Source organism: Sandarakinorhabdus sp. (genome assembly GCF_987265915.1).
On the sequence record NZ_OZ503948.1, the window covers coordinates 837,889 to 851,738 of the forward strand.

At 65.1% G+C, this 13,850-nt stretch carries 5 protein-coding genes; 2 read left to right on the plus strand and 3 right to left on the minus strand.

Annotated features, from left to right (window positions below):
- Nucleotides 1-11 precede the first annotated feature (11 nt).
- Nucleotides 12-2,084, minus strand: coding sequence for a hypothetical protein (locus AC6UUM_RS04005; protein ID WP_500804052.1), 2,073 nt, complete (start codon nt 2,082-2,084; stop codon nt 12-14).
- 384 nt (nt 2,085-2,468) lie between these two features.
- Here AC6UUM_RS04005 and AC6UUM_RS04010 point away from each other — a divergent pair, with 384 nt between their 5' ends.
- Nucleotides 2,469-4,226 carry a TolC family protein gene (locus tag AC6UUM_RS04010; protein WP_500804053.1) on the plus strand — a complete coding sequence of 586 codons (1,758 nt, stop codon included), beginning with the start codon at nt 2,469-2,471 and terminating at the stop codon, nt 4,224-4,226.
- On the plus strand, nt 4,223-11,374 hold the full coding sequence (locus AC6UUM_RS04015) for a beta strand repeat-containing protein (protein WP_500804054.1): 7,152 nt from the start codon (nt 4,223-4,225) through the stop codon (nt 11,372-11,374). The genes AC6UUM_RS04010 and AC6UUM_RS04015 overlap by 4 nt, the downstream gene beginning before the upstream one ends.
- A gap of 69 nt (nt 11,375-11,443) precedes the next feature.
- Here AC6UUM_RS04015 and AC6UUM_RS04020 read toward each other — a convergent pair whose 3' ends face one another.
- Nucleotides 11,444-12,745, minus strand: coding sequence for an MFS transporter (locus AC6UUM_RS04020; protein ID WP_500804055.1), 1,302 nt, complete (start codon nt 12,743-12,745; stop codon nt 11,444-11,446).
- Nucleotides 12,742-13,842, minus strand: coding sequence for an acyl-CoA dehydrogenase family protein (locus AC6UUM_RS04025; protein ID WP_500804056.1), 1,101 nt, complete (start codon nt 13,840-13,842; stop codon nt 12,742-12,744). The genes AC6UUM_RS04020 and AC6UUM_RS04025 overlap by 4 nt, the downstream gene beginning before the upstream one ends.
- Nucleotides 13,843-13,850 lie beyond the last annotated feature (8 nt).

Genomic DNA, 13,850 nt, shown 5'->3' on the forward strand with positions numbered 1-13,850 from the left:
CATCACCGCGTTCATAGGCCATTGAAGCCGGCGGGGACCACAGGTGATTCCACAAGCCGCGCCGCGGCGACCGCCGCCTGCCACAGCGCTGGGCGCGGCGGTGCCCCCAGCCGCAGTTCGACCCTTTGGCCGTGGCGCAGTGCCGGCGCGCCGCTGTCTGGCGCCAACCAGACGCTGACCAGCGGGGTTTCGGCACGGCGGCCACTGGAATCGGCCGGGTCGACCGCGATGTTGCCGCCGCCTGGGCGGCCCAATGCCGTGGCGGGCAGCGTGTCGCGCGCCTCGCGGTCGATGCGGGTGATCCGTGCCGCAAACCGGCGGTCGGCCCGCCCGGTGATGCGCGCCATGGCGTCCCCGCCACCGGCACGCAACAGCTCGGCATCGGCTTCGGATACCAGCGCATGCAATCGCATCGCGCCGCGGCCGATGGCGACGGCCAGTGGCCGCGTTCGATCGGGTGTCACCCAGGCGCCAACATAGTCTCCGGCATCGAGCGGGTCCCATCCTGGCGCTGCGTCAACCGTCAGGCGGGCGATTTCGGCGTCAAGCCCGGCAAGCGTTTGCGCGGCGCCTTCCGCAGCTTCGGCGGCGGCTTGGACGCTTCCGGCTCCGGGGCTGTCGGCCGCGCGGCGCCAGCGTTCGAGCGCTTCGGATTGGCGGCCGGCGATCCGGGCACGCTCGCTCACAAGATCAGGCGAATCGAGTTGCAACACCGGTGTCGCACCATCAGTTTGCGCTGCCACGGCAACAATCCGGACATCGCGGGGCGGAAACACAAAACGCGCGCCGGTCGCCTCGACGATGCCATCGGCGGCAATGCCGGCCGGCAGCGGCACCAGCGTCAGGAACATCAGGCTGCCAAGACCGATGGACAGCAGCCGGCGCCTTGCGAGCGCCGGGTCGGTCGCCTCTGCGACCAGCCAGCGCGCCGTAACCAAGGCAGGGCGGACCAAAAGCAACGACACCGCGATGCCAATCATCAAAAGCGCCGCCACCGGTGAAAGGCGCTGCGCCACCCAGATCATCCCGGCGAACACCAGCAGCCGATAACCGAACATGCCAAACCAATACACCAGCATGGCAGGTTCGAGCGGCGGCAGATCGGCAGCCGTGCGAATGCGAAACAGCCGCGCCGCCGCCGCCATCGCAGCGCGTTGCGCGCCTTGCGCCAGGTTGGGACGTTCGAGCAGATCACCAACGATATAATAGCCATCCATGCGGCCCAGCGGGTTGAGGTTGAAAACCAGCGTTGTCACCCCTGCCACTGTCGCCACCTGCAGGCAGGCTGTACGCAACAACGGGTCGTCGCTCACCGACCAGATCAGCAGGGCAATGATTGCTGCCCAGCTTTCAACATACATGCCGGCGGCACCCACCGCGGCGCGGCGCCATTTGCTCGATAGCCCCCAGGCAGCGCTGGCGTTGGTAAACGGGAATGGGGCGAACAACATCATCGCCACCCCGGCCCGAACCGAATTGAGCGGCAGGCCTTCTGCCGCTGCCATGCGCCGCAGTGCCAGCGCATGGCCAAGCTCGTGGACCAGCTTGAGCATGAAAAACACCAGGAACAGCACCAGCGCTTCAATGGGGCTGAACTGCCGTGCCCAGCCGAACAGCTCGCCTTCCGACAACCCCGCCGACAGGGCCAGCAGTGCGACAACACCCAGAACCACCCAGAGCCCAACACCAATGGGGCGGAACAGCCAGCCGAACAGGCGGTCGATGGCGGGAAGCATGGGTGCCAGCTCGATCAGTTCACGCCGCATGAACAAGTATCGCCCTTCCACCGGACCTTTGGGGAGCGGCACGGTCTCGGCTGCAACGGGCAGGCCGACCGGGCGGATCAGGCCGGCGCCGAGCAGACGACGCAGGATGGCGTCAATGGCGGCCGCATCAAGGCCCAGCCCGACCGCAGCCTCGGCCGGGCTGCGCCCGCCGTCCAGCCGCGCCAGCAACCGATACGCCGACGCCGATAGCGCCATGTGCCGCGCCGTGGTCACATCGGAGACAACATAGCGTGGCGCATTGCTGAACACCGTGCGAACAACGGCCAGATTGTTGATGCGGGCAAAATGGATTGTCATCGCACCGCAGGTTATGCCTTCAATAGCCTGGGCAAGGCAATCGCGTCCAAACATGGTGCCAATTGCTTCGCTGTTGCGGCATCAGCTTCGTCAAAGGCCTCGGCGTCGTCATGGAGGACGGGTCCGTCAGCGACTTGCAGGCGGGTGCAGCGGCGAAGCGGGCCACCGGCGGCTTCGAATCACGAACCCAAAACGGCCCCGTAAGCGCTTGCGCGTCGCACTTGCAGGGTGTTACGTATTTCCTGCGAGTTTATGTGCATCCTGCAAGCGGTGCCAACGACAATTGAAGTGTTAGGGACGTTTATGCCAAACCATCGGGTGATCGCTAAACTGCCATTACTGCTTGCATTGACAGTCGCCATGCCGGCGTTGGCACAGTCCGTCATGGCGCCAGGCCCAACGGCGCCGGCGGTCACGTCTGCCAACCAGCCAATGGGCGCAGTGTTGCGCCAGGGCGCAATTGGGGACCGGCTGAGGCTTTCCGATGCCGATCCTGTGGCGCGCGCGTTCGAAGCCTTTGTTGCCGATGCCGTTGCGCATCGCGGCACCGTCGCCACGCCGGTCGCGCTGGCGGCGACCTCTGCCGGTGATATCGCCTGGTGGGCTACCGATGCAAGCGCGCCGGGCGCGGACGGACGTGCGCTGGGTCTGCGCGACCTGATCGACCGGGCGACGCGATCATCGTTCCAGCTGGGCGTCTTTGGCGCGTTGCCTGCGATCCGCGACACCGGCATCGATGAAGCGCGCGGGCGTTTTACCGCCGAAGCCTATGCCGAAGCGCGGCGCAGCGACCGCGAGGATCGCACCACGGCGCTGTCGCAGACGGCGGGCGACCTGCGGTTGAAGGAAATCGACAACAGCCTGGAAGCCGGGGTGCGCACGCGGTTGCGCAGCGGCGCCCAGGTTTCGCTGTCGCAACGCTTTTCCAACCTTGATACCAACAATATCATTTACCGACCGATGAACCAGTCGCGCGCCCGCACCACGGTCAGTATCATCCAGCCGCTGCTTCGCGAAGCCGGTGGAGATTATAATCGCGCCATCGAACGCATCGCCGGGCTGGAGGCCGATTCGGCACGGCTCGAGTTTCGCCGCCAGGCCGAGAGCCATTTGCTCCAGGTCGTGCGCAGTTATTGGACCCTGTATCTCGCCCGTGCCAATTACGCCCAGGAGAAGCGCGCGGCGACGAACGTCGATGATTTTGCGGCGCGGCTCGACAAGCGTGCGGGGCTTGATGCGGCGCCGCTGCAGTTGAGCCGGGCGCGAGCGGTCGCCGCCGAGCGTTCGGCCGGGCTGGTGCGCGCCGCCAACGCCGTGCGCAATGCCGAGGCGCGGCTGCAATCGCTGATCAACGATCCCGAACTCGGGGCCGCGGGCGCGCGGGCGATCGTGCCCGCCGATCGGCCGCGCCCCGCCCTGATGCCGGTCGACGCGCGGGCACTTGTTGCGACGGCGATGGCCGAACGTCCCGAAGTGCGCACAGCCTTCCTGAGCTATCGCTCCGCGCTGCTGCGCGAGGGCATGGCGCAGAATGAACGGATGCCGCAGCTCGATCTGGTGCTCGAAGGCTCGACCAACGGTGGCCAGTTTAATGGCAATATCTTCCCGTCGTTCGGCGACGCGTGGCGTGAACGGCCAAGCTATACCATCGGCGCGCGCTTTGCGGTGCCGCTCGGCAAGGATGAACGCCGTGCCCGTTATGACCGGCGGCGGATCGAAACCATGCAGGCGGCGCTGCAGACCCGTTCGACGATCGATACCGTCATCCTGGAACTGGAAGTGTCGGCCAACGAGTTCGTCACCGCCAACAACGAATTGGTGCGGCGCGGCGAAGCGCTGCGGTTGGCGGCGGCCGACAAGGGGACGATCACCGAGCGCTGGCAGGCCGGCCTTGGCGGCGGCAGCGCGTCGGATGGCGTGCTCTATCTTGATCAATTGCTCGGCGCGCAGGACCGGGTGACCGCCGCCGAACTGGATTATGCCGAGGCCGAAGCGACAGCGATGGTGGCAGCGGCGAACCTGTCACGGGCACGCGGGACACTGCTGGCCGATCTCGGCTATGCCATCGAGCGGGCCGATGGCGGCGGCACCTTGCTGCCGACCTATCGCCTGGTGGCGGCTGTCACCCCGGCGGCGAAATGACCGCCGACGCCGCGATCGGCAAGAAACTGTCGCGCTGGCTCGGCGCCGCCAACCGACGCACCCTCGGCGGCCGGGTCGCACCGGGCAGCGATGCGGTGCTGTTGCTCGAAGACCGGATTATGCTTGATGCCGAAGCCTCCGTGGCGATCACCGCGCCGGCAAGCGTCGCGCTGGGCAGCAGTTTTGGCATCACCTTGACCTTCGACAATGCCGCCGATGGCGACCCCGGCAGCAGCGTCGGTTACTTGCCCTATATTGATCTCGTGCTGCCGACGACCGGCAAGGATGGCGCGGGCACCGAGATCGATGATGGCATCAGCTTCGGCTCGGCCACGTTCCTTGGCGCCGCGGTCAAATCGACCGTTATCACCTTTGATGCGCTGGGCAATGCCACCCACCCGTTCGCGCTCGATGCCAGCGGCAATCCGCGCATCGTCACCGGGACGCCGGGGGATTCGCTCGTCGTCCTTGCCTTGCCTTTCGGCTCGTTCACCGCCGACCAGACGCCGGCTGACATCAAGGTGACGCTCAACCTTTCGCCGCTTGCCGATTTCGATCCGGCACATGTCAGCGATGCGTTGCAGATCAGCGCGCGCGGCGGCTTTGCGCTGGGGCGTGACCCGCTCGCCAACCCCGCTGTCGATCCGCCGGTGCTGCAATCGGTGCCGACGCTCGCCACCATCTCGCCGAGCCTGTTGACGCTGTCGAAAATCGCCAACACCCCCGAAGGCGAGACCGCGACCGGGCCGAATTTTCCGCGCACCTACACGATCAATCTCGATGTGGCGACGGGCCAGACGATCACCGCGGCCCATATCCGCGACCTGCTGCCCGCCAATATCGTCTATCTGGGGTCGAGCGTTTCGATCGGCAGCGGCAGCCTGGTCACCCAGCCGGGGGTGGGGGCGATCGTCAACCCCGCCAGCAATCTGCTCGATTATGATTTCGGCACGATCACCGGGGTCGCCGGAGTCGATGCCCGTATCACGGTGGGTTTTTATGTCGCCGATGTGGCGGGCACCGGCGGCGCGGTGATCGATCCTGTCAGCGGCAGCCCGACCACGACGCTCAACGATGTTCAGGCGACAGGCAATTTCGTGCCGCTCGATCCGCGCGACGCCATTGCGGCGTTCGTCGATGATCGAACCCCCAGCGACAATATCATCACCAATCGCAGCATCGCCATCCAGAAGGCTTCGGTGCTGGCGGTGGACAATAATGTCCCCGGCCTGTCCCCGGGCGATTTTGTCACCTACACGTTGAATGTCCAGCTTTCGGATTATTTCACCGCGGGTGACATTGTCCTCACCGATCTGCTTGGCGATGGCCAGCGGCTCGATACCAGTTTCACCCCGGTGTTCACCATCGTCGAACGCGGCGTTTCAACCGGACAGCTCAGCTTTGCCGGCACGGTCGCTGTGGGCGGCGAACTGACAGGCGGCAATTTCACCAGTGTTTTCAACCCGGTTTCGGGCACCACTGCATTGACCATCGCGATATCGAACGAGGTGGATGCACGCAACCTGTTTCCCGATGGCGATGGCATTCTGGCGGGCGGTCGCACCCAGCCCGGCGATACGGCGCTGTTGACGGGCGCAACGACGCTCAGTGTCAGCTTTCGAGCCAGAGTCGAGAATAATTTCGTGGCGCCCCAGGTGCTTGGGCAAGTGGTGAACCAGGGGGATCAGATTGCGGACAATGCCACCGTCAACGCCACGGTGCGCAACAATACGAGCCTGGCTGCGACCGGAAATATCAGCGATGTCAGTGCCTTGGCGTTATCGATCGAAGGCGGATCGGTGCAATCGAAAGAGGTGATCGCGATCAATGGCGTCGCGCCGGTACTGGTGGGCGGCGCGCCGCAATTGACCCAGGGCGACACGATCACCTTTCGCCTGATCTATACGCTGCCAACCTCGGCGGTCGAGAATTTCAGACTGACCGACTTTCTGCCGCTGCCGGTGCTGCCAGCGACACAACTGGTCCAAAGTGGCGGTGCTATCGGCACGATACCGTTGGTCAACCAATGGAATTATGGCAGTGGCGATACATTCCACTTGCTGCCCGGCGCGCCGACCCCGGTCGTCTCGGCGCCGAATATTGCCGGCAACAGCTTTACCTTCAACTATGGCAGTTATGCCGCGCAGAACGCGGGCGGAGCCCCGCAGGCGAGCGTTGTCGAACTGCTGTTCACCGTCCGCGTCGCTGATGCGCCCTTTGGTGACGGCCTGCTGTTGACCAACCAGGTCACAGCCAGCGAATCCAATGCGCAGGCCGTGACCGTCACGACCAACGCCATCACCCAGTTCAACCTCACCCAGCCGACGCTGACCATCACCAAGGGCGTCGTTGATCAAGCCGGCGGCAACCAGGTCTTTTATACAGGCCAGCGCAACCCAACGACGGCGAGCTTTGCCGGCGCTGTCGGCAACACCGGTACGGCGGCGTTTACAGGCTCGATTACCGATGCCGCGCTCGCCACCGGCGGGCTCAACGCCAATCTGACCGGCATCGATGCCGGCGACAAGGTGACCTTTGCGATTACGGTCAACAACAATGGCACTGGCAACAATGGCGCCTTTGATGTCGCGATAAGGGATCTACTGCCAGCGGGCTTTGCGATTCCGGTTGATGCCACCGGGCTCAACCTCAAGGTTACCACGGGCGCCGGGGCGGCAGTGGCCTTCACCAACGTCGGTGGTGGCACCGGGCTGTTCGATCAGGGCATCATCCTCACCGACGGCAGCTCTGGCGCGATCGCCCGCGATACCGACGGCAACGGCACCATGGGGACAACGACCAACGACATCATTGTCATCACCTATGATCTGGTGGCGACCAGCGCGGTGCAGCCCCGCCAGATCTGGACCAATGTGGCCACCCTGACCGGCTATGCGGCGTTGGAAGGCGGCACAAACTTCGTCCCGGCCGGCCTCACCGACTCCGCCACAGTGACAACGCGCGCGCCCGGCGTCGTCAAGGCGCTCACCGCGACCGACCAGCCCTTCACCACCGGCGCAGGGGTCGCCATCGGCGAAACCGCCACCTTCCTTATCACCTACACCCTGCCCGAAGGCAGCATCAACAACGTGATCTTGCGTGACAACCTCCAGCCGACAGTGTCGGCGGGCGTGCTTACGCCGATCAGCGCCACCATCATCTCTGTCGGCAACGGCATCTCCGGGCCCGGCGTTCCGGCCGTCGGCGCCAGCGGCACGCTGACTGGCAACATCTATAACTTCGATCTCGGCAATGTCAGTGTCGCTGCCGACAATAATCCGCTGAACGATACCATCGTCGTCGAAGTTGTCGCCCTGGTCGCCAACAATCCCTTGAATGCGCGCGGCGATGTGCTCGTCAACGAAGGCCGCATCATTTACACAACGACGCCTCCGATCGGCCTGCCGGTCGTCTTCCAGCAAGGTGCCACGGCATCGGTCACGGTGAACACCCCCGATCTTGTTCTGGTCAAATCGATCAGCACTGGCAGCGGCGACGCCGGCGACGCCGTTGTCTATACGCTGCGGCTCACCAACCCGAGCGCCAGCAATGCGGCGACCGCTTTCGACATCACTGCGATCGACAATGATCTGGTGTCGCTCGGCTTTACCGGCATCGGCATCGTCCCTGGCGGCGTCAGTTCGCAGGGTGCAACCAATGTGCTCGCCACCGATACCGCCGGCACGATTACCATCACGGCTGACAGCCTCGATGTCGGCGGCAATATCACTGTGCAGTTCACTGCGACCCTGGGCAATGTCTTTGCAGGGACGACACTGACCAATGAGGCGCGGATTACCCAATATTCCACCCTGCCCGGCGCAGTTCCCGGCGAAGGCGTCATCACCAACGAGCCGCCGGTCACCGCCAGCCTGACCATCCCCGGCGTGGCGCTGACCAAGTCGCTCATAACCACCTCGATCAACAACGACGCCAACCCGCAGGTGCAGATCGGCGAAACCGCGACCTTCGATATCGTTGCGACCCTGCCCGAAGGCATTGTGCCGCTGAGCATCGCCGATCTGTTGCCGGGCGGCGCCAACGTCCTCAATTTCGTTTCGGCGACAGTGGTTTCGATTGGCGGCAACACGACCGCAGGGGCAACATCGGGCGGCTCGTTGAGCAATTCGGCGATTGGTGTCGGCACGGCGGGGGTGATCTCGGGGGGCGGGACAACCGCGACCTTCAACTTCGGCACGATCGCCAACACGCCCGATGGCATGGTGACGGAGGGGGATCGGATCGTCATCCGCGTTGTCACTCTCGTCCCCGACGTGCCAGCCAACAGCTTTGCCGACACGATCGTCACCAATACCGCCACCGCCAATTTCAGCGCCGGCACCGCAACGGCGACGTCTTCGCTCGCAATTGTCGAGCCGGCGGTGGCCATTGCCAAGCTCGGCCCTGCCGGGGTGTTTGATGCCGGGGCGCGGCTGGGTTACAGCTTCACGATCACCAACAATGGCAATGGCATTGCCTATGATGTGGTGGTTACCGATCCGCTCGCCGCCAATCTGGCGCTTGTTCCCGGCTCGATCAGCTATTCGGGCGCGCTTTCGGGCACCGCCAGCAGTTTTGCCGACATTGCCATCCCAATGCTGGCGCCGGGGCAGAGCATCACCGTCAGCTACCAGGCCGATATCGGCGATGGCGTGGTGCTCGGCACCAGCATCCTCAACACGGCGACCGTGACCTATGACAGCCTGCCCGGCAGCGGCAACATCGGCCGGGTGCCATCGCCGCCGCCGTCCAGCAGCGCGACGGTGCCAACGGGCGGCGCAGTGGCGATCGACAAGACCATCGTTAACACGTCGGTTGGAAATGATACCAGCGCCAATGTCGTCATCGGCGAGATCATCACCTTCCGGCTGACGAGCAGCCTGCCCGATGGCACCACAACCCTGTCTCTTGCCGATACCCTGCCTGCGGGCCTTGATTATGTCGTCGGCAGCGGGCGCGTGGTATCGATGTTCGGCGTATCCGGCGGTTCGGCGACGATCAGCGGCAACAGCACCGTCACCTTCAATTTCGGCACGATCACCAACCCCGGTAACAATGTCGCCAACCCCGACCAGACCGTGGTTGTGGAGCTTCAGGCGCGCGTCGCCGATGTGGCTGCCAACCAGGCCGGCAGCGTGCGCACCAACAACGCCACCGCGACCACCGGGCTGGGCAGCGTCACCGACCCGACGCCACCGGCGGCAACGATCACCGCCCCGGCGCTCGCCATCGACAAGACGACGCTGCGCAACACCGCAACCAGCGGCGACATCATTGCCTATCGCGTCGTCGTCAGCCATTTGCCGGGTTCAAGCGCGGCGGCGAACGACATTTCGCTGACCGACAGCCTCGCCGGCGGCACGCTCAGCCTGGTGCCGGGCTCGCTGGTCATCGTTTCAGGGCCGGGGAGCATCGTCGCCGGTTCGACAGTCAATGTCAGCATCCCGGTGCTGGCGCTCGGCCAATCGACGGTGATCGAATATCGCGCCCTGGTTGGCAGCGCCTTGGCGGGAGCCAATATCCCCAATACGGCGACCGCGAGCTTCGACAGCCTGCCTGGCCCTGGCGGCCGGACGGGCAGTGTGGCCGATACGGTCAGCCTCGGCGTGCCGGGCCTGACCAAGACGATCGCCGTCGCCGGCACATCGGACGCCAATACCGGCGACGCCGCGGTGCGCGCCGGGGTCACCGACCTTGGCATCGGCGAGGTGGCGACGGTGGTGCTCTCGACGGTGCTGCCCAGGGGCACGGCCACCAACATCACCCTCACCGACACGCTGACCGTGCCCGCCGGGCTGCTCGGCTTTGACCCGGCGAGCGTCAGCATCCGCTTCGGCAGCACCGTGCTGGCGCCGGGCAGCTTTATCGTTGCGCCGGTTGACAGCAACGGCGACGGCATCGTCGACCGCGTCAGCTTCACCATTGCCAGCCTGACCGTCCCCGGCGCCGGCGACCCAGCGACAACGCCGCTGGTCATCAGCTACCGCGCCATCGCGCTCGATGTGCCAGCCAACGTGCGCGGTGACGCGCTCGATCTGCCGGTAACGCTGGCGTTCAACACGCCAACCGGCGCCGCGACTTCGCTCACTGCAATCGCCGGGGTCGATCTCGTCGAACCACTTCTGATCGTTGACAAGATTGCCGCACAGGGCAGCTTTTTCCCCGGTCAGACCACGGCCTATACCGTCACTGTCAGTCACGCACCCGGCTCGAACGCAGCCGCCGCCGACGTGGTGGTGCGCGATCTGTTGCCGCCCGAACTAACGCTGGTGCCAGGTACGCTGGTTGTCATCAGCGCGCCGACCGGAATCATCCCTGTTGTCAACGGCACCACTGTCAGCTTGCCGGCCCTACCGCTCGGGCAGGCACTTGTTTTTCAGTTCCAGACGGCGATCGGCTTTACTGTCGATACCACCGTGCCCCTCGTCAACATTGCCAGCGCCACCTTTGATTCGGTCCCCGGCCCTGGTGGCCGACCCGGTTCCGCAAGCGATACCGCCGCCTTGATCGTCCAGGCCCCCGGCATGTTCCGCCGCGAGGAAGCCCGGCCGGGCTGGCAAGAAGACCGCTATGTCGAGGAACTGCCGCACATCGACCAGATTTATTCGGGCAGCGCGCAGCCCGGCGCGCGGGTCACGGTGCGCATCGCCGATGCCGCCGGCGGTCCGGCGGGCGTCGCCAGCGTGACGGCCGACGCAGGCGGCAACTGGCTGGCGCTGATGCCGACCGTAAAGGCCACCGATCTGATGCGCACCGACCGCGCCACCGCCTGGTTTGAACGCTCGGCGCTGTTCAGCGATTCAGCAGGGCTTGGCAAGCTGCTCGCCGAAGGGCTGGGAGATCGGCTTCACCATGTTACCAATGGCGCTGATTTCGCGGACGCGCCCTATGCGCTGAGCATCGAACAATCGCCCGCCGGCTTTGCGCTCGATGATGCCGCCGCAAGCAATCTGCGGGGCTATTTTGCCCCGGCGTGGCGCGACCAACTGTTTGCCGACCAACCATTGTCGGTTGAAACAGTGTTCCGCGATGTCGCTTCGACCGCTGTGGTGCGCGATTTTGCTGCCGCCGTCCACCCGCTGGGCTTTGGCGTCAACGCCTTCAATGCCGAGTTCCTGGCCAACGCGCTGCCTGGCTCGACCCACTAGGCCGTGGATTGAAGCGTGGCCTGAGGTTCTGAGGCGGTTTGCGCAATCGCACAGCAGAACCTGCGCGTATCAACCGACTTCAGATCGCGCATGGCGCGGATCGTTGACCAGAAAGAGCAGCACCGCCAGTGCCAAGGCCAGAAGCACGATCGAAAGGCTGATCAGGGTCGCAAACCCGAAAGTGGTGGCGATGACGCCGCCGATCAACGGACCGATGGCAGCGACCGTGGTCTCCGCTGTGGTCGAGATCGCCAGCCGCATCGCAATGTCCTCCCGCGCGCCAAATTCGAGCACAAGTGTCTGGGCGCTCATCATATAGCCCGAACTCGCCGTGCCCAGCGCTGCAAAGGCGATGACAAATCCCGCAGTGTCGCCGGCCAACAGCATCAAGGCGAAACCGCCGATCCACACAAAGGTGGACGCGAGAAACACCAGCCGAAAGCCCTTGCGGTCGCCAAGTGCGCCCCAGGCCAGGTTGGCGACCGTATCCGCCCCCAGGAAGGCAAAGGAAAACAGCCCCAGGGCATGGCCGTCGAGCGTCATCACCTGGCCAGCGTGGAGGATGCAGAACGGCACGCCAATGCGGCCAGCCGTCGAAAACAGCTGGGCGACCAGGAAATATTTGTAGCTACGGTCATGGAGCAATATTGGCAGTTCGCGCAGGCGCGTGCGCAATTTCATCGGCGCGCGCCGTCGGTGGCTGTCGGGCTCGCGGATCAGCAGCGTCAGGACCATCAACCCGAGGCTGGTCAGGATGAAGCTGAGCATGAACGTCGTCGCATAGCCGTTGCCAAGGATGTTGTTGGCGATCAGCGTGCTGCCCGCCCACCACGACAGTGCGGCCGCAATCGCGCCGCCGGCGAGGTTGCGGTAACCCTGCAACCGGCCGCGCTGCGCCAGCGGAATGACCTTGGCCATCAGCATCTGGAAGGTGACGCGCTGCGCCCCGTTGAAATAGCCGAACAGGAACAGGAACAGCAGGATCGACCCGACCAGCCAGGGCCCCGACAGCAACCAGCCCGTCAGAGCCAGCCCGAGAAGCTGCACCCGCATCAGCATGCCGGTGCGCACGGCGTTGGGCAGGATGCGCGCCTTGTCTTCAATCGCGCTGGCGCTGAGCAGCGGTGACAGGATCGCGCCGGTTTGCTGCAACGCTTGGCATACGCCGACCATCATCGACGATCCGGTCAGCATGAAGACATAGGCGGGAACGAAAGTCGGGGCGTTGACCAGCCGGAAACCGGTCATCCCCAGCATCCCATGGCCGAAATTGGCGATGAAATTGCGTTTCAGGTTGGCGGCGACGAAACGGTCGTTGGCGTCATCCTCGGCGACGCGCTGTGCCGCCGCAACCGGGTCGGACGGACTCAATATCCCGCCAACCGCGCATAGCGTTCGCGGTGGAACGACGCCGATCCCCAGCAGTTCTCCAGCACCCGCGCCCGCTTGATATAGAATCCGATGTCATATTCGTCGGTCATGCCGATGCCGCCGTGCAGCTGGATGACTTCGCGGCTGACGAGGTGCAGGACGTCGTTGGCCGTCGCCTTGGCCAGCGCCGCCAGCGCCGGCACATCGCCGCCACCATCGAGCGCCGCCAGCGCGGCTTCGACCGCCGAGCGCAGCAGCTCGATCTGGGTATAGAGCGCCGCCATGCGATGCTGGAGCGCCTGGAAGGTGGCAAGGATCTGCCCGAACTGGACGCGCTGCTTCAGATAATCGAGGGTGATCTGGAAACTATGTTCGGCCATGCCGAGCATTTCCGCCGCGGCGATGATCCGGGCGCGATCGAGGACGGCATCGCAAACCGCGGTACCGCCGATGCGGGCATCGCCGGCCACCGCAACATCAGTGAACGTCAGCTGCGCATGGCTGCGCGAATCGGTGAGCTTGCGTGTCGAGAGCGTCACCCCGGCGGCATCGGCGGGCACCGCGAACAGCGCGACGCCCTCGCCGTCGTGCGCCGCAACGATGAACAGGTCGGCGCCATGCGCGTCATGGACGAACGCCTTGGTGCCGCTGATCGACCAGCCGGAGCCGGTTCGCGTCGCGGTCGTCGCGATGGCGGCGGGATCATGGCGCGGGCCTTCGTCGATCGCCAGCGTGCCGACGGCGCTGGCGGTGGCCAGGCGCGACAGCCACGCCGCTTTCGCCGCCTCGCTGTTACCCATCGTCAGCGCCGCGGCGGCGAGCGCCGAGGCCGCGAGTGGGCTGGCCGTCAGCGTCTTGCCGGTTTCCTCCAGCACCAGCCCCAGGCTGAGCCAGCCGAAATCGGAGCCGCCGAAGGCTTCGGGGATGATGATCCCCGCCCAGCCCATTTCGGCCATCGCTGCAAAAGTGGCCGGATCGAAACCGCGCGGGTCACCACTGGCGCGGATCTTGCGAACCGCCGATAGCGGGCTTGCCTTTTTCGTCCATTCGCGCGCCATGTCGCGCAGCATCGTCTGTTCTCCGCTCAGAACGGCCATGATGAAAT